Genomic DNA, 17,067 nt, shown 5'->3' on the forward strand with positions numbered 1-17,067 from the left:
ATTGAATCTCGTCGCATGAAATAACTTTACTGGTTTTTTTGCACAATGTGTTCTTAAGCAGCGTTTATTCTTTGTAAACCAGTGTAAATATTAAACCGTTCTCCGCGTAGGAATCCAATTAAGGTAATTCCGAATTCCTTGGCGACAGACACCGCCAAACTACTGGGAGCGGAAACAGAACAAACAATAGGAATTCCAGCAGTTGTAGACTTTTGCAAAATCTCAAAACTAGAGCGTCCACTGACTAGGACAATACAATTATTTAAAGGTAATTCGTTACTGAGCAAAGCTGTACCAATCAATTTATCCAAAGCATTGTGTCGCCCAACATCCTCCCACAGATTTAACAGTTGTCCTTGAGCATCGAAGGTAGCCGCAGCGTGCAAACCCCCTGTAGCAGTGAAGATACCTTGAGCAGCCCGGAGCTTGTCTGGTAAGCTATAGATGATCTCAGGTGTTACCGTTGGGCCAGAAGGAATCACTGGACATCCCCGCAGACGCAAAGCCTCAAGGCTAGCTTTACCACACACTCCACAGGCGCTACTAGTGTAAAAATGACGCTCCAAAGGCTGTAAATCTGGAATCAACCCATCCCGCAGTTCTACATTTACGATGTTATGGCGCTGTTCACCATCTACTAATTCATCAACGCAGTAGCTGATACGTCGGATATCTTCTCTGCGGCTAACGACTCCTTCACTGTAGAGGAAACCAGCAGCTAGTTCAAAATCTGCCCCTGGTGTCCGCATTGTGACAGCTACCGTCTTCTGGAAAGGAACAAGGCGAATTTCTAAAGGTTCCTCTGTAGTGAGATGATCTAAACGAGGCCGCACTTGACCATTTTCCACAACCCAGACAGTGGCTTTTGTCTTGCTTTTAGTTGCCATTTTCATTTTTATGAGAGTTGGTGAATTTAAATTTTGATACTAATCTGGGAATAAAGTAATGCTATTTGTATATCAGATGTCTCTTTGATGCTCACCAACTACTTTGTGCTGTTGAGCTAGTTCGGCTAGTACAGCACAGGGTAAATAAACCACCCATTCAAAATCAATACTTCGGCAGAGCTACGTAACCATGAAACGCTTACCCTGTAGTCATTTTGAATTTTGAATTTTGAATTTTGAATTCCGCCCTGCGGTACTAGGTTTCTATTTAGGAAGTAAAATGAACCTAAAATTTTTGGCTTTCAGCAAAATTTTATTTGCAATAGTCTTTGTAATTTCCCTTGGTTTTGCAGGATACCTAGTGGGTGATAACATTAGTCAGAGAGTAATTGAAAAATCTCTTGCTAAACAAGTCATGTCTACCTCTACTGTAGGAAAAAGTTCTCAACTACAGAGACTTTTAAATGAGATAGTTGTAGAACAAAAAATCCCTGGTGCAGTCATGTATATTTCTACACCCAAAGGTGATTGGCTGGGAGCATCTGGTGTGAATAACTTGTCAACTAAAACCCGGATGAAAACCACAGATGGCTTTTCTATTGCCAGTATGAGTAAAACTTTTATGGCGGTGGTTGTGCTGAAATTAGTTGCACAAGGGAAGATAGAATTAGATCAGGCGATCGTAACCTACTTACCAAGAGACATCAGTCCTCATATTATCAACAGCGACAGAATTACAGTTCGTCAACTGCTCAACCATACCAGTGGTATTGCGGAATACCTAGAAACAAAAGAGTTTATTCAAGCTACAGCGAAAAGAAGTCGCTCACAGCCTTGGACAGCCAGAGAAGCTATTCGGTATATGTACCAAGAAGAACCGCGTGCAAATCCCGGAGAAAAATTTATTTATACTGATGGCAACTACATTCTATTGGAACTGATTGTTGAAAATATAACTAAAGGAACTCTCGCCCAAGCAATCCGCAATCAGATTTTAAAACCATTAAGATTAAAACATACCTTTACGGAACTGCGCGAACCGACAATTGGAGAAGTTGCTACAGGTTATGGCGATCGCCATAAGCATGGTAAGCTAGATAGCTACGCCCAAGTCAATGATGGCAATGGTTTAGGAGATGGTGGATTGGTTTCAACAGCAGAGGATTTAGCCAAGTTCGCCAAAGCGTTATTTGTCAAAAAAACCTTACTCTCCCCGAAGATGCTCAAAGAAATGCTGAAATTTAAAGATAATGGCGAAGGCTATAGCTATGGCTTAGGTGTAGAACGGTTTTCATCTCCTTTGGCAAAAGCAATTGGGCATAGTGGTACAGCTTATGGCTTCGTAACATTGCTTGCGTATCTCCCCAATCAAAATACCACCATTATAGTGCTGCTAAACAATCAGGATGTTGATATTAAATCAGTAGCTAGGACAGGTCTGGAAGTTGTCGAGAATCATTGATCCTAATTTGTAATTATGCTTGTAGGGCTTTGACTGCTAGAGGCTCTATTACTTGCTCAAACAGTCCGATAAACAGGTGCGCTGGCAAGAAGTTCCCAAGGCGTTGAGATAGAGCTTGCCGACTCACCTGCATTGCCTCAATGAAAATCGGCTATCCCGGACACCCCTCTTGTTGGGATGTCCGGGATAGCCGCCCGCCTTTCCATTGTCATTAGTCATTGGTACTAATGACTTCGATTTACCCCCGGCTTCAAGCCGGGGGATGAGTTAACCCACAACAATCCTTCAACTTCCAGGCAGCCCAGCACATCTGTTAAATGCTGTATTTGTCGATACACTAGACTCAATACTATTGCTGCCATCACTGTTAGGGTTAGTACACGATGCCGTTCGCGGAGCGTCTCCTAGAGAAGGCGGGCTATGCCGGAGCGCAAACTACGTTTAAAGTCTTTTACCCCTTTGAGATTGGCAAATGTACCCGGACTGATTAACTCAAACAGCCGCGATTCTATCTCTTGGCTTGATGGGGCGGGGACGGTGACTTGATGCCGAAAATCTGGATTTCCTTGTTTTTTCCGTGGCTGACTCATGGTTATTCTCAACACAAGGGTGTTGAGTTTATCCATTCAGTTTTACCCACTTGACAAGTTTCTATTTTTCTTAACTTGACACCAATGGCTTTTTGGCCCGTCCTTTTTTTCAGGTGGGAAAGTTTAGTTACAATAACCGCAAACTAGGGACTGACAACAAATAAATTACCCAATCTTGTGGGGTGGGCCAAAAAGCCCACCTTAGCTTAGAGGCTGCTCTATCTCTACACCCGTTCCTTGGTTTAGTTCTATGAACTTTGGCCCAGCGATCAAAACTACAATCATCATTAAAATACTCGTCACCATGATGATGCTCACCACGCTGGGATCTTCAAAATTACTTGTAGCTACTAATAATGCTGCGGCAAAATTACGTTGAGCTGTTCCTACTCCTAGCACTCGTTGGGTATCGATACCAGGACCGCCCAAAAGATAACCGACGCTAAAGGAGAAGACTATGAAAACGGCACAAACTAAGATTGCACCTGTTTGTAATAAGCCAATGATATCGTTAGTGTGAACTATCAGCCTGACAACCAGACCTAAAAGCAATCCAGCATTAGATAATTTGAACAAAATCGGCTGGATAATGGGGGCGATCGCACTCAATTTTGCTTTGATGAATAACCCAATGATCAATGGGCTGACCATCATTAACAATAAGGGTTTGGCAATATCCCAAGAGTTAATTTGCACACCTTCCACTACTAAGGGCAGTACAATCGGCATATAAAAAATTGTGCCCAGCATTAGCAACATCATTAATCCCACCGAGAAAGCTATATTGCCTTTGACTATCTGGGCAAGTTTAGGTAGTGCTGGAGGTCCTGATGCTACTGCCATGATCAGTAAGCCATCTCTGAGTGGTTCACTTAAATGTACTACTTGTAGTAATAAATATACAAAAAGCGGCACTAGCACAAAATTTGTTAGCAGCGATGATATGACTAAGCGAAGGTTGCGGAGTGGTTCCCAAATCTGTTGTACAGTTAGACTTAACCCTGCACCCAGCATGGTGAACACGATAAATGTGAAAAGTGCGAGTTTATCGATTATTGACAAGATTTCGTTCATGATTTTTTTCTCACACAGAGGGGCGGAGGGGCGAAGAAGCAGGGGAGCAGGGGAGACAAGGGGACAAGGGGGACAAGGAGACAAGGGGGAATTATTGAACAAGTCTCTCCCTTGTCTCCCCCCTCTACCTTGTCTCTTCTCCATGCCCAATGCCCATTTGCCCTGAGCGAAGCCGAAGGGATGCCCAATGCTTATTACTTCAATTCCAGGGTGACTTGCTGTAAGTTGCCGGTGAATGCAAAGGGTGTTTGGTAACTATCTACCGCAGGTGTGCCAGTATCTTGACCAACATCAAAGGTTTCATCTAAACCAAATCTGTAGCCTACGGTTTGCTCAATGCGGCCTTCGGCAACCTGTTGATCGTTGATCAAGAGCTTACCAGTACCGCCTGCCCCCGGAGTGCCACCATCATAAGTAAAGTCAAATTTGATTTGGGATTTGCCGATCGCAATTGGTTGGGAAGATTGAATGATTGTGCGATCGCTATTCAGGAAGTTGTAAGCAAAGGTGGGTTTACCTTCTTTCAAGAAGAAACTCCAACCCGCAAAACGTCCGCCTTGGGTGACTAAAACGCCTTCAGTACCAAATGAAGCAGCATCTACATCGGCAGTGATGCTAAAGGAGCGATTCTTAATATTGGGAGCGCTGCCTTCGGGAATCCCTGCAACAGATGTGTAATAAGTAAAGCTATTGCGTCCTGTGATTAGGTTGGAACGGATTTTGACATCAAACCGTTGAAGTAAGCGATCGTCCAAGGGCAGAACTTTGTATTTCTCTGCTTCCTTCAGAAATAGATTTTGTAGTTGCGCTAACTTGTCAGGGTTCTGCTTGGCTAAATCGTTGGCTTCACTGAAGTCTTTGGTAATATCGTATAGTTCCCAATTATCTTCATCGAAAGTGGTTTTGGAAACACGCTCCCAAGGTAAGCGTCCATGACGGGCGGCTGCTACCCAACCTTGATCGTAAATGCCACGATTGCCAAACATCTCAAAATACTGGGTTTTGTGATCGGATGGTACAGCAGGATTATCAAAGCTATAAACAAGGCTAGTACCTTCGATAGGTTGTTGTTTTACACCGTTGACTACCTCTGGTTCTTCAATCCCCACAGCTTCCAGAATTGTAGGCGCAATATCAATTACATGATGGAATTGGCTTCGCAGTTCACCACGATTTTTGATGCGATTGCCCCAAGCCACAACTAAACCATTCCGGGTTCCGCCGAAGTGAGAAGCAATTTGTTTTGTCCATTGAAAGGGGCTATCCACTGCCCAAGCCCAAGCTGCATGAAAATGATTGAAGGTTTTTGGCCCACCTAAATCATCTAAAGCCGCGAGAACTTCTTGAGGACTTTCTGCTACGCCATTAAAGACTTTTAATTCATTAACACTACCTGTTAAGCCGCCTTCAGCACTCGCACCATTATCCCCGGCAATGAAAAAGACTAAGGTGTTATCCAATTCACCCAGTTGGTCAATCGCGTCAATGACTCTACCAATTTGTGCATCGGTATGGCTGAGGAAACCTGCAAATACTTCCGCCTGACGCGCATAAACTTTCTGCTCGGTGGGAGTGAGGGAATCCCAAGCTGGGAGTTCCGCCGGTCGAGGAGTCAGCTTAGTATCGGCGGGAATTACACCAAGGGCTAGCTGACGAGCAAAGATGTCTTCGCGTAATTTATCCCAACCTTGATCAAATTTACCCTTGTACTTGTCGATCCATTCCTTCGGTGCATGGTGTGGGGCATGGGTAGCGCCAGTGGCAAAGTAGGTAAAGAAGGGTTTATCAGGAGCGATCGCTTGTTGGGTACGAATCCACTTAATCGCATGGTCTGCTAGATCGGGGGTGAGGTGATAATCAGGGCGATTGCTTGGTTTCTGAATATGTTGGGTATTTTCTACCAAAGCTGGACTCCATTGATTGGTATCACCGCCCAGAAATCCATAGAAGTACTCAAAACCTAAACCTGTCGGCCAGCGATCAAATGGGCCTGCGGCACTAGTTTCATAGTCTGGGGTATTGTGCCATTTGCCAAAGGCCGCCGTGTTATATCCATAGTCTCGCAATACTTCGGCGATCGTTGCCGCACTTCTAGGTAAAATCGCAGTATAACCTGGGTAGCCTGTGGCTAACTCCGTAACCACACCTGTACTCACAGAATGATGGTTGCGTCCTGTGAGCAATGCGGCTCTGGTAGGAGAGCAGAGTGCTGTAGTGTGGAATTGGTTATAACGCAATCCCCTTTCTGCTAGACAGTCTAAATTAGGCGTATTGATCAGACCGCCAAAGGTGCTGGTTTGTCCAAAACCGACATCATCAAGCAACACCAGCAAAACGTTTGGTGCATTTTCTGGAGCCTTAATGGGTTTGGGGAAGTCTGGTTCGGATTCTTTGTAAGTAATGCCAATTTTGCCTTGAAAAGATGGTTGGGGTAATGGCAATTTGTCGCCGTAGTCTGCCCAAGCAGGTAGAGGTAAGAGACTAGAAAATATTAGCGTCAGGGCTGTCAAAAAGGCGATCGCACCAGAAGTTAACTTCAGAGATACATACAAAGAATCTTTCTTGTGAGGATCAGTCATACAATTTTGGATTTGAGATTTTGGACTTCGGCTACGCTCAGTCGAACGATTTTGGATTTATAGGTAATGTGCTGGAAGGTAAATTTTTAACTAGCCGAAACCCGATATGAGTAGTTCCCGTATCTGGTGATTCTGACTCCCGCGCCGCCGGACGGAAGCGGCTACAGTAATTGGGAGCGCAGAGATATGATCCCCCCTTGATCACGTGTAACTCTGATTCATCGGGCTTTTTGGGATCAAAGCTTTGATTTAAGGCAATAGGATTAATTTGATGGGATTTGCGATCGTGTCCGATTTGAAAGAAATCAGTAGTCCATTCCCACACATTGCCGGCCATATCATAGAGTCCATAACCATTGGGTGCAAAAGAACCGACGGGAGCAATGCCCAAGTGACCATCGGCTTTGGTGTTGAAAAAGGGAAAAATTCCTTGCCAAGTGTTGGCTCTATGTTCAGAATATTCATTGCCCCAAGCATAGGTTGCACCATCCAAGCCACCACGGGCGGCGTATTCCCATTGGGCTTCGCTGGGCAGGGATTTTACTGACCATTTAGCGTAGGCTAGGGCATCTTCGTAAGCTATGTGAACAACTGGATAGTTGGATTTGTTAGCGATTGCACTGTCTGGGCCAAAGGGATGTTGCCAATTCGCGCCAGTAGTCCAATGCCACCAACTCAGAAAGGAAACTTGCTTGATGCCTGGTTTTGCGATCTCAAACACTAGGGAACCCGGTAATCGCTGCTCATCGGGTAAATCGGGAAACTGTTCTTGAGATAAGGGACGTTCCGCAACTGTCACATATCCTGTTTCTTTGACAAATTCGCTAAATTGTGAGTTTGTTACCTCATATTTATCAATACAGAAGTTAGTCACCGTTACATCTCCAGGCGATCGCTCCTCCACAAAACTGGAATTATCAGACCCCATTTTGAACGTTCCTCCTGAAATCATCGCCATACCTTGGGGACAGGAATTGACTGTGGCTGCAAATGCAGTTGTATTCATGAATAAGAGTGCGATCGCTATTCCCTGAATGAATATTAGTGTGAGAATAGTAATGTTTTTTTCCATCTCTAATATGCTGATTTTTACTACTTCTAATTGAATGCCTGTAGTTGAGCAATAAGATTCAACTTTGCTGAAAAATTAGATTATAGATGAACAATTCCCCTTTTCTTCGTAATTTTAGTCAATCTATTTTTCGCCTTATTTATTATCGGAAAATATGGATTGTATATCAATAAATTTTCAGAAAATTTTCGATACTTGATACTATGCAGAAACTGTTAAGTCTCAACTCTAATCTTCGACTAATTTACAATAAAGATGTTTATTTTCACTAAAATACTAAAAACCGATTGATTTACCGATGTTTATTCTAATATTGATAAACTACATCTTGTGAAAACATAAGTCAAGTACTATTAAGAAAACAGTCAATACACATCAAGACTTCCCTTCTGCCCTCAGCATAGCCGCCTTGTTTTGTAATATAAAGTACCTTGTCTGACACAAGTGTCATTAGCGTAGTAGTCTGTCAATAAATAATTGACGGATAGGTTTCCTGTAGAGACGGCGATTTATCGCGTCTCTTTAACCATCAAAATGAATTTGACAAAGTAGTAGGCATCGCTATGCGGGAAAAGTTTCTGCATGATGCTCATCTAGGTAAACAGACTAAATAAAAAACTCCACCCACTCAAGGGAATTGAGTTTTTGGGCATGGGGAATGGGGCATAGGGCATGGGGAAGAAGTTACTAATGCCCTATGCCCCAAGCGGCGGCGGGAGCAACCTCGACCACCCACTCTTGGGATGGAGAGGGATAGCCGCTTTCAATGAACGCTCCACCAACTTAGTTGTTTACCTAGGCAAGCATTATGATGCAGCACGAGGGATGTTCAAGCAATGTTAAAGTTATTTTTTTACTGTGTAAGGGACTTCAGCTAAAGTCCCTTTGGCACTTTCTGCATTAATATCAAAACTGCTAATGGCGGCAGTGGACTAGTACAGTATTAGTACAAAGTATCTGCGGCGACCATACCCTGTTTTCGGTCAAATTCCGTAGTATCCCCTGCCTCTCTATGGGAGTTCCCTATACAATCATGGGGGGTGGATATAGAGCGATGATCAGCCTCAACCCCATAGCCAGCCACTCTTGTAGCCTGATAATAATGGTCGGATACACTTCGATCTGAATTTTAAGCTAGAGCTACTGCTGGTTGCTGCCAGCGTCCCACCGCCTTACCAATCACTGCTAATTCTTGCATCAAGTTATCGAAACGGTCTGGTGTCAGAGATTGCGGTCCATCAGATAAAGCTTTGGCAGGGTTGGGGTGAACCTCTATCATCAGGGAATCTGTGCCAGCTGCGATCGCAGCCATTGCCATTGAAGGCACAAACTCAGACCAACCTGTACCGTGGCTAGGGTCAATCATAATTGGCAAGTGAGTCAGCTTTCGCAACACTGGCACTACTGATATGTCTAACGTATTCCGAGTATACTGACGGTCAAAGGTGCGAATTCCCCGTTCACACAAGATCACATTGGGATTGCCAGATGCCAAAATATACTCGGCTGCCATCAACCAATCTTCAATAGTAGCTGCCATTCCCCGCTTCAAGAGAACTGGTTTCGGCTGCGCTCCCACTTTTTTGAGCAAGGAAAAATTCTGCATATTCCTTGCCCCCACCTGAATCACGTCAGCAACTTCGACAATTTTATCCAGGTCAGCAGCATCCATCACTTCTGTAATAATACCTAGTCCGCTAACTTCCCGCGCCCTCGCCAACAAATCCAAAGCACTCTCGCCGTGTCCTTGGAAGGCGTAAGGTGAAGTCCGGGGTTTGTATGCCCCTCCGCGCAAAAATGTGGCTCCAGCCGTCTTGACGCGCCGTGCCGTCTCCACAATCATTTCTTCATTTTCTACTGAGCAGGGACCGGCAACGACTACCAAAGGGTGGTGTTCACCAAATACCACCGCTCCATTGGGAGTATTAACCACCACTTTCGAAGCTTCGCCGTGGCGGTACTGGCGGCTGGCTCGTTTGTAAGGCTGCTCTACCCGCAACACCTGCTCAATCCAGGGGCTAACTTCCTGAACTTGTAGTGGATCTAAGCTGGCGGTTTCACCTACTAGACCAATAACTACTTTGTGTTGGCCAACAATTTTTTCTGGAGTTAGCCCCCAGCTAGTTAGTTCCTCATCAATGCGGTTTATTTCCGCCTCTGGGCAACCACTTTTCATTACTATAATCATGTGAAAGTTCCTGATTAATTGAGTAAGTTTTTCTGTAAATGGGCTAACTTTATTGTTGCCTATTGGACTAATTACGAATAGTTAAAAACAAAATAAATTTATTTACAAAATATAGCGCTCAGTCAGTAGTTTTACTACTAAATAACTGGATACGGCATATCAAAAAGATGATCTAATTTTAATTAGCAATGTTCAAGTTATAAAATTTCAACTTCAACATTCACTTTAAAATTTACCGAATACCGCAGTTACATAATACCTGAGCGCTGTTCATTATGAGTTTTTTTGCCGCGTTTCGCGCCAAACTGCCACCATTCGTCCCCAATTGGTGTTGAACTCACCCAAACCCAGCAAACTTCCGACTCTTTCTTCATCCCAAGAGGCAGAGAGAACGCCATAAGTTATCCCTAAGACCCCCAAACCAAATAATCCCATGTTCACCAATAACACGGCGATGGGAGGTAGTTGGATATCAGAATAGATAGCAAGCAGATAGCTGACTACCAGGGTGGTAATGCCCAAAGCTGTTGGTACACCACAGAACCCAGCTACCCGTCGGATCATCCTCTGGCTGACTACTTGGGGAATAGTCATTTCTTCTTTGGTGTAAGGCGTTCTTCTATCAGCCTGTTTGCCAGATTCTTGTGGCTGTGTTGCTGGTTTACTTTGAGTTTTTGCGGGTTTTTGGCGCTTTTTGTTTGGTTCAAAGGGCAAGCGACTGCGTTCAGATTCTTCAGCAGACATAAGCGGTAGTCCCTATCCACGAATACCGAGGCGAGCAATCAAAGCTAGATACTTTTCTCGGCTTTCCTGCGATATGTAAGCTAGAAGACGCTTACGCTGACCAATTAGCTTCAACAGTCCCCGCCGGGAAGAATGGTCTTTTTTATTTGCCTGGAGATGTTCGCTGAGGCGGTTAATGCGCTCAGTTAGCATGGCAACTTGGACATCGGACGAACCAGTGTCGGTTTCGTGAACTTGGTAGTTGGAAATTATTTCTTGTTTCCGCAGTTGCGTGAGGGCCATGATCGATTCAGTTTCTAGTTTTTCTAAATGTATGTAGCAGTCTCCCATAATATCACAGCCCTCAAGCTGGAGGTAGAATCACCTTTACCGCTATAGGCTGTATATTTTTATACCAAGCAACTGGGAAGTTAGACTGCCACTATACTTCGTTTCAATCCCTAATAGGGATTTCAGTTGATTGCAATTATACTCGGTTTCAGTAATATCCCTAGTTATCAATGATTTATTGACAAACTACTACTGCTAAACAAATACCTTGGCTGTATAGCTTGGCAAATCAGTGACTAAACCATCTTCTCCAACTTGCACCTCCCAGTTGGTGAGCGAATCTTGCCAATATTGAGCAGATGGGAAGTTGGGAATTTTATATTCATTTAGATTCTGGCCGGAGAAATTTGCCACGACAACGATATGAGAATTTTGCTCATCCCATCGGGTGTAAGCTAACACTTTGTCTTCGGCATTTTCGTAAAAAAACTGGATATTGTCACTTTGCAAGGCGAGATTCTGCTTGCGTAGAGCAATAAGTTTTTGATAATACTCAAATAAATTATGATTCTGGTCGCCTGACAACAAAGACCAATTAATTTTCTGTGGCTTAGTCACATCTTCGCTTTTTTGCTGGTATTCGCCAAACTCTTCTCCCATCCACAGCATCGGTATACCCATCGCTGTCATTAAGAGAACGGCTGCTAACTTCGCTCGCTTAAATGCGTCTGCGTCAAAGATACCGCGATCGCCTAATTCTCGCAATAGACGTTCGCGATCGTGGGTTGCCAAATAATTTATCACATTGGTAGCGATCGCATAACCCTGCTGCTTGGGATTTAAAATTTGCTTTAGTTGTTCTAATTCAAATGTTTCTCCACAAATATATGGAACTATAAAGTACCTAAAACTCTCATGCCAACAACCATCTAATGGTCCATCTGGCTTGACTACAGTGTTTGTATCAGGAATATGTTCGGCAATGTTGTAAAACTGTTTGGGTGCGGCATGGATTTTTGTTTGCTTCGCCAGCCAGTCGAGAAATTCAAAGTTGGCTAATTGGCGCACCGCATCAAAGCGAATTCCATCAATATGATACTCCTGAATCCAAAATTGCACTACATCCCCGATGTATTTCCATGCAGGCTTAACATTTAACTTCTCATCATAATTATTATAGTTAAACTCTGGCCCCCAGTAATTATCTGGATCTTCAGGATAATGCATGTGTTCGTAATACCAGTAATTCCGGTCAATCAGCATTAACGGGCATTCTTCATCTGTGTGGTTATAAATTCCATCCATAAAAACACGAATGCCTCTAGCATGACACTCATCTATTAATCGTTTTAAATCTTCTGTTGAACCGTAACTAGATTCTGTAGCAAAGAAGTGGCGCACTTTATAGCCCCAGTTATAGTTACCAGGGTATTCATTAACTGGCATTAATTCAAGTGCATTAACTCCCAATTCAACCAGATAATCTAACTTAGCAATTACCCCTAAATATTTGCCTCGTTTGTCAACCCCAACGTGATCATCAGTAAAATCTGCAACGTGCATTTCATATATGACTAATTCCCGATTGTCAGGCAACGGTTTTTCGTCATATTGCCAAACGTAAGTATCAACAATGCGTTGCCCATCTTTAATCCGTACCCTGCTGGATTTTTCTGTTTCATTAACATTTGTGGCATTAGGATCAATAACATCTACCCATTCATCAAGTGCAAAATTTGGACTTTTGCTTTGAACACGAAATTTATATTGATAAATGCCGTCTTCCAGTTTTACTTGAGTGCGGAAATAACCATCTTCATTTTTTACCATCGGGATTTCTTTCCACTCAGAAAAAGACCCAATTAAAGCTGCTCCTTTGTTCCGAGGAGCAAACAATGTAAATTCAATTAAACTTCCCATTTGCATTTTTTTAATATATCTTCCTGTGAGTAGTCCGTGTCACCATGTGCAAGAATACAAACATTACCCCAAGCATACAATTAGCACCTGCTCAGGGAATCGACCTTCCTGAAACCTTTCGAGACCTTACTTCCTTCCGAATGACCATACATCTATCTAAAGATAGACTTAGTTAAAAATAAATCTGTGCTTTTAAATTTCCTTAGTTTGTAAGTATTTTATAACATAGAAGACTTATTTTCTGTTGCTTCAATAAACGCTTCAAACTGACCATTAGGAGTCCATTGAATAGCCCCATCTCGTCCTGTAAAAAATAGTTTGGTTTGGCTTTTATTCAGTTCAGATAAAGCTTTTGGATCAAAGTTGGCAGAAGAAGCGATCGCCACTTGTGGTTGGAGAGCAATAACTAAATCTTTTAATGACTGAGGAGGACACCACAGCACTTGTGGACGAGGCAAACTCCCACTTTTAACTAGTTGCTGTACCTCTTTAGACTTGATATTACCTACTAATAACCAATTCTGATTTAAAATTTGCAATTGTAAGATGGGTAATTGATCGTTGATTAATTTTGCTACTATTGAACCCGTTTTCACCCCTTGACCGACTGCCAGAGCTTGGTAAGATCCCTGATACTTTTGTAATTCTTGTTGAATTGCCTGAATTGCAATGGAATTTTCTGGCTTAGGGGAATATTCATAAAAATTTCTGATTGGTAAACGTTGCAGTAATTCCAACCAAGCATTACTTTCATTGCCTTGGAAATCAGTTGCGATCGCCCAATTTATTTGATTTACACCCTGCTGTTGCAAAAACGGTAGGATTGTGAAACGTCCTGTACCTTCATCGCCACTATTAATTACAGTTACTGTACCTCTATCTTGAACAATTACAATTGGTTCCGTACCAGATTCTAATACCGTTATCCTAAACAATGTATTTGTCGAATGCCAAAGGGGGATGAATACTAAACCAATCGCAATCACATTAGCAAACCACCACCGCTGCTGCCACCAAGGCACTAACCAAACCAGTATAATCAGTAGATAAATCACCAGAAGCTGCCAACTAGATATGCTGCCTACAGCAACAGAATTTCCTGGCAACTTGCTAAAAAAATCCACTAGTTTAATTAGCCAATCAGTAGGGTAATGCAACACCTCAGCCAGAAAGCTTCCTGCCTCAGTCCAAATTAATGCTGCGATCGCACTAATGATTCCACCGATACTAATGATCGAAATTAATGGAGTACTAGCCACATTCAGCAATAAACTATAAGATGGTACAACCCCAAAGACAAAAAGTTGCACAGGTAAAGTCCAAATCGTGGCAGCTAGAGGAACGGCAATCAAAGCAGCGATCGCAGGTGGTAGCCATGCTAGTCGATTGACTAATGGGGGTACTGTTACGACTAATCCCAGTGTTGCTAAAAAACTCAATTGAAAGCCTAAATCCCAAATCCATAGAGGATTAAACACTAATAACAGAGTTGCTGCTAATAGTAACGATCCGAACTGTTTTACCTTCCTTTTTAATAGCAAACCAACTAATGCCGCAAAACCCATAATTACGGCTCTGAGAACCGCAGGTTGAAAACCTGTTAAACTCAGAAAAATGATTAAACCCAAAAAGCCAAGGGTAAATTGAGTTGCTTTTTTTGCCCGCTTCGTTAACTGTAATATCACACTCAAAATCAAGGAAGTTTGGAACCCAGAAGCTGCTAAAGCATGAGCTAATCCAGCTTGTACAAACAGGTCGCGGATATCGTAGGGTAAATCAACAGCTTTGCTGCCTAAAACCATTGCACTCACAAGAGGACCTTCAGGGACACCTAACCAACGAACTTGCGATCGCACAATTTGCTCCCGAATTTGCCACCATCCCCATTTACGTTCCTGATCCAAAACATTTATTTGTCGCCCAATTAGACCAGCAAACGTTCCCTCTTGCTTAAGAAACTTCTGAAAGTCAAAACCACCAGGATTGGAAGCCGCCTTTGGTTTGTACAAAATCCCAGTTACAGCAATTTGTTGACTAGGGTATAACCCAGTAGCTTGAAGTATAGGCACTGTCACATACAATTTGCCAGTAACCCCTTTTGGGACACCTGCTGAACCTTTTTCATTTTTGACCTCATCTAGCTGAGTCGCTTCCAGCCAAAATTGTCCTCGCTGGCTGCGAGTCAAGCGGGGATTACTCGCCACTTCACCGCGAACAATCACAAGTTGTTCTTGATTACTGCTATTTCCAGGCGGGACGAACTGACTAATATCTTTTGCACCTGGTTGCGGCACTCGCCATTGAAGATACAGAGTTGCCAACAATCCCACCAAGCTAGCAGCTAGCCATATTCGCGGATGGGGAGTAGTTTCCCAAATGTTAGGGACTGCCTTATTTTTGCTTCCAACATTTTCTGGTTTCTGAGCAAGTTGCCGTGAAGTGGTGCGTCTTCTAAAAAGAATTGCTCCCACTATCCCCAGAACCAAAATCCATATACCACCCCAAGGAACTGCTGTAAACAGCAACCCGAAAATGTAGCCAAGACAAATAATTACACCACTGGTTTGAATCATAAGATTTTTTGTAAAAGCACCTGACAACCCGAATTTGCAGCTGACTTAAAAATAGCTAAGGCAACAATAGAGAAAAATCGGCGTTGGTGAATTTGGCTATGAAATTTAAAAATCAAATATTCCAAACTCTTATTATCTGGGACTGGAGCGCCTTTGCATGGGCTATTCATCTCTTTAATCAGCAACGCCGAAAAATTTTTATCCTTGTCGTGAAGTATAGTCCATCAAGTTTATACAAACAAAGCCCGCACAGGCGGGCCTTATCCTTGTAGCATTAATGCTCTAGATTCAAGATTTAACAAATTCGGTGGGTTTAAGTCCCCTGGTTCCATAAAAAAGCAAGTATGTTAGGCGGGGTTTAAATCCCCGTTACAAAACTGTACTTCCGACTTCCGACTTCCGACTTGTTTAACGGTATTTCTGACCTTTAGCAATAGCCACATCATAAAGATATACCTAGCTGAAACGCCAGCGCTGCATCGAGAAACAGAACACCAAGTCCTACGTTGACCAAATATATAATTGTTTCTAGCGGACTTAAGTAGATCATTTAATTAATTTGTAGCGAATTAAACCTTACAAGACTCTGCGTACCTTTGCGTTTACTTTGCGTTCCTCTGCGTTTAAAAACGCTACGATTTAACGCAAAGCTGTAGTTAGTTGGTGTAGTCGCACCCTTTAGGATATTGTGCTTCCTGCTGAACTCACAGTATCTTTGAGCAACGGAAAACCCAACTTCTCCCTTTGCTCAACATATAAATGAGCTACCTTCCTAGCCAAATGCCGAATCCTGGCAATATAGCGAGTTCTCTCCGTTACCGAAATCACACCTCTAGCATCCAGCAGATTGAACGTATGCGAACACTTCATTACATAATCTAAGCCAGGCAAAACCAATCCTCGCTCCGTCAATTGGGTAGCTTCTTGCTCATACAAATTAAATAGTGTCAGTAGCAACTCAGGATTTGATGCTTCAAAATTGTAAGTACACTGCTCAATTTCTCCTTGGAGGTAAACATCACCATAAGTAATGTTGTCCGTCCAATGAATCTTAGTAATTGCTTCCACTTGCTGGAGATACATTGTCAGCCGCTCTAACCCGTATGTAATCTCAATCGACACCGGACTGCAATCAATTCCTCCACACTGTTGGAAGTAGGTAAATTGAGTAACTTCCATCCCATCTAACCATACTTCCCACCCAGTGCCCCAAGCTCCCACCGTCGCATCTTCCCAGTTATCCTCTACAAACCTAATATCATGGTCTTCAGGACGAATACCTAAAACCCTTAACGAATCAAGATAAATCTCTTGGATATTATCTGGCGACGGTTTGATTAGGACTTGATACTGATAATAGTGTTGGAAGCGGTTCGGGTTTTCGCCGTACCGTCCATCCGTTGGGCGACGACACGGTTCAACGTAGGCAACAGCCCACGGTTCCGGTCCCAATGCTCTTAAAAATGTCTGGGGATTCTTAGTACCAGCCCCCTTCTCAATGTCGTAGGGCTGGGCAATCAAGCAACCGCGATCGCCCCAAAACTCATGCAATAAACCTATTACCGACTGAAAATTCACGCTTCACCCTTCCTTACTCAGCACAGTGCATAAACCATTGTTGCCTACAACCCGACACTGTGGGCAGTTTTAGGAGACTCGAAAGCAGTCCAAAAAGAATTTTGGAAAAATAGTTGACAAGATAAAGGAG

General features: G+C 43.1%; 14 protein-coding genes. 2 read left to right on the plus strand and 12 right to left on the minus strand.

From position 1 onward, the window contains the following. Positions 1-53 precede the first annotated feature (53 nt). Positions 54-893, minus strand: coding sequence for a formate dehydrogenase accessory sulfurtransferase FdhD (gene fdhD / locus HWQ38_RS27010; RefSeq protein ID WP_292799872.1), 840 nt, complete (start codon positions 891-893; stop codon positions 54-56). A 274-nt stretch (positions 894-1,167) separates the two neighbouring features. On the opposite strand from fdhD, the gene HWQ38_RS27015 reads away from it, so the two are divergent. After that, positions 1,168-2,349, plus strand: a complete 1,182-nt coding sequence (locus tag HWQ38_RS27015) for a serine hydrolase (RefSeq protein ID WP_292799875.1) — start codon at positions 1,168-1,170, stop codon at positions 2,347-2,349. 224 nt (positions 2,350-2,573) lie between these two features. Here the strand turns inward: HWQ38_RS27015 and HWQ38_RS27020 are convergent, their stop codons facing one another. From HWQ38_RS27020 to HWQ38_RS27040, 5 genes are all read right to left on the minus strand, one after another. After that, positions 2,574-2,711, minus strand: a complete 138-nt coding sequence (locus HWQ38_RS27020) for a hypothetical protein (RefSeq protein ID WP_292799878.1) — start codon at positions 2,709-2,711, stop codon at positions 2,574-2,576. Between the two features lie 42 nt (positions 2,712-2,753). Continuing rightward, positions 2,754-2,939: a hypothetical protein gene (locus HWQ38_RS27025; protein WP_292799881.1), complete on the minus strand. Its 186-nt coding sequence runs from the start codon at positions 2,937-2,939 to the stop codon at positions 2,754-2,756. Positions 2,940-3,140: 201 nt separating this feature from the next. Next, complete coding sequence (locus HWQ38_RS27030; protein ID WP_292799884.1) at positions 3,141-4,013, minus strand: bile acid:sodium symporter; 873 nt, start codon at positions 4,011-4,013, stop codon at positions 3,141-3,143. 194 nt (positions 4,014-4,207) lie between these two features. Next, complete coding sequence (locus HWQ38_RS27035; RefSeq protein WP_292799887.1) at positions 4,208-6,592, minus strand: arylsulfatase; 2,385 nt, start codon at positions 6,590-6,592, stop codon at positions 4,208-4,210. A gap of 37 nt (positions 6,593-6,629) precedes the next feature. Next, positions 6,630-7,664: a formylglycine-generating enzyme family protein gene (locus tag HWQ38_RS27040; protein WP_292799890.1), complete on the minus strand. Its 1,035-nt coding sequence runs from the start codon at positions 7,662-7,664 to the stop codon at positions 6,630-6,632. A 690-nt stretch (positions 7,665-8,354) separates the two neighbouring features. On the opposite strand from HWQ38_RS27040, the gene HWQ38_RS27045 reads away from it, so the two are divergent. After that, positions 8,355-8,507, plus strand: coding sequence for a hypothetical protein (locus tag HWQ38_RS27045; RefSeq protein WP_292799893.1), 153 nt, complete (start codon positions 8,355-8,357; stop codon positions 8,505-8,507). A gap of 286 nt (positions 8,508-8,793) precedes the next feature. Here HWQ38_RS27045 and aroF read toward each other — a convergent pair whose 3' ends face one another. From aroF to glyQ, 6 genes are all read right to left on the minus strand, one after another. Beyond that, entirely contained in the window at positions 8,794-9,852 is a 1,059-nt protein-coding gene (gene aroF, locus HWQ38_RS27050) for a 3-deoxy-7-phosphoheptulonate synthase (RefSeq protein WP_292799896.1), read from the minus strand. A gap of 273 nt (positions 9,853-10,125) precedes the next feature. Next, on the minus strand, positions 10,126-10,596 hold the full coding sequence (locus HWQ38_RS27055; RefSeq protein WP_292799899.1) for a PAM68 family protein: 471 nt from the start codon (positions 10,594-10,596) through the stop codon (positions 10,126-10,128). A 12-nt stretch (positions 10,597-10,608) separates the two neighbouring features. After that, positions 10,609-10,878 (minus strand): 30S ribosomal protein S15, encoded by a 270-nt coding sequence (gene rpsO, locus HWQ38_RS27060; RefSeq protein WP_292799911.1) that lies wholly within the window; start codon positions 10,876-10,878, stop codon positions 10,609-10,611. A gap of 243 nt (positions 10,879-11,121) precedes the next feature. Then, positions 11,122-12,786: an alpha-amylase family glycosyl hydrolase gene (locus HWQ38_RS27065; protein WP_292799902.1), complete on the minus strand. Its 1,665-nt coding sequence runs from the start codon at positions 12,784-12,786 to the stop codon at positions 11,122-11,124. Between the two features lie 218 nt (positions 12,787-13,004). Continuing rightward, positions 13,005-15,359, minus strand: a complete 2,355-nt coding sequence (locus HWQ38_RS27070) for a ComEC/Rec2 family competence protein (protein ID WP_292799905.1) — start codon at positions 15,357-15,359, stop codon at positions 13,005-13,007. Positions 15,360-16,037: 678 nt separating this feature from the next. Then, a complete protein-coding gene (gene glyQ, locus HWQ38_RS27075; RefSeq protein ID WP_292799908.1) occupies positions 16,038-16,937 on the minus strand; it encodes a glycine--tRNA ligase subunit alpha in 900 nt (299 codons plus the stop codon). Positions 16,938-17,067: the final 130 nt, after the last annotated feature.

The sequence above is a fragment of the Nostoc sp. NMS7 genome (assembly GCF_017115085.1).
GTDB lineage: Bacteria > Cyanobacteriota > Cyanobacteriia > Cyanobacteriales > Nostocaceae > Nostoc.

Coding starts and splice junctions, on each gene's coding strand:
- fdhD (WP_292799872.1), bottom strand. CDS start 893: ATGAAAATGGCAACTAAAAGCAAGACAAAAGCCACTGTCTGGGTTGTG.
- HWQ38_RS27015 (WP_292799875.1), top strand. CDS start 1,168: ATGAACCTAAAATTTTTGGCTTTCAGCAAAATTTTATTTGCAATAGTC.
- HWQ38_RS27020 (WP_292799878.1), bottom strand. CDS start 2,711: ATGGCAGCAATAGTATTGAGTCTAGTGTATCGACAAATACAGCATTTA.
- HWQ38_RS27025 (WP_292799881.1), bottom strand. CDS start 2,939: ATGAGTCAGCCACGGAAAAAACAAGGAAATCCAGATTTTCGGCATCAA.
- HWQ38_RS27030 (WP_292799884.1), bottom strand. CDS start 4,013: ATGAACGAAATCTTGTCAATAATCGATAAACTCGCACTTTTCACATTT.
- HWQ38_RS27035 (WP_292799887.1), bottom strand. CDS start 6,592: ATGACTGATCCTCACAAGAAAGATTCTTTGTATGTATCTCTGAAGTTA.
- HWQ38_RS27040 (WP_292799890.1), bottom strand. CDS start 7,664: ATGGAAAAAAACATTACTATTCTCACACTAATATTCATTCAGGGAATA.
- HWQ38_RS27045 (WP_292799893.1), top strand. CDS start 8,355: ATGCCCTATGCCCCAAGCGGCGGCGGGAGCAACCTCGACCACCCACTC.
- aroF (WP_292799896.1), bottom strand. CDS start 9,852: ATGATTATAGTAATGAAAAGTGGTTGCCCAGAGGCGGAAATAAACCGC.
- HWQ38_RS27055 (WP_292799899.1), bottom strand. CDS start 10,596: ATGTCTGCTGAAGAATCTGAACGCAGTCGCTTGCCCTTTGAACCAAAC.
- rpsO (WP_292799911.1), bottom strand. CDS start 10,878: ATGGCCCTCACGCAACTGCGGAAACAAGAAATAATTTCCAACTACCAA.
- HWQ38_RS27065 (WP_292799902.1), bottom strand. CDS start 12,786: ATGGGAAGTTTAATTGAATTTACATTGTTTGCTCCTCGGAACAAAGGA.
- HWQ38_RS27070 (WP_292799905.1), bottom strand. CDS start 15,359: ATGATTCAAACCAGTGGTGTAATTATTTGTCTTGGCTACATTTTCGGG.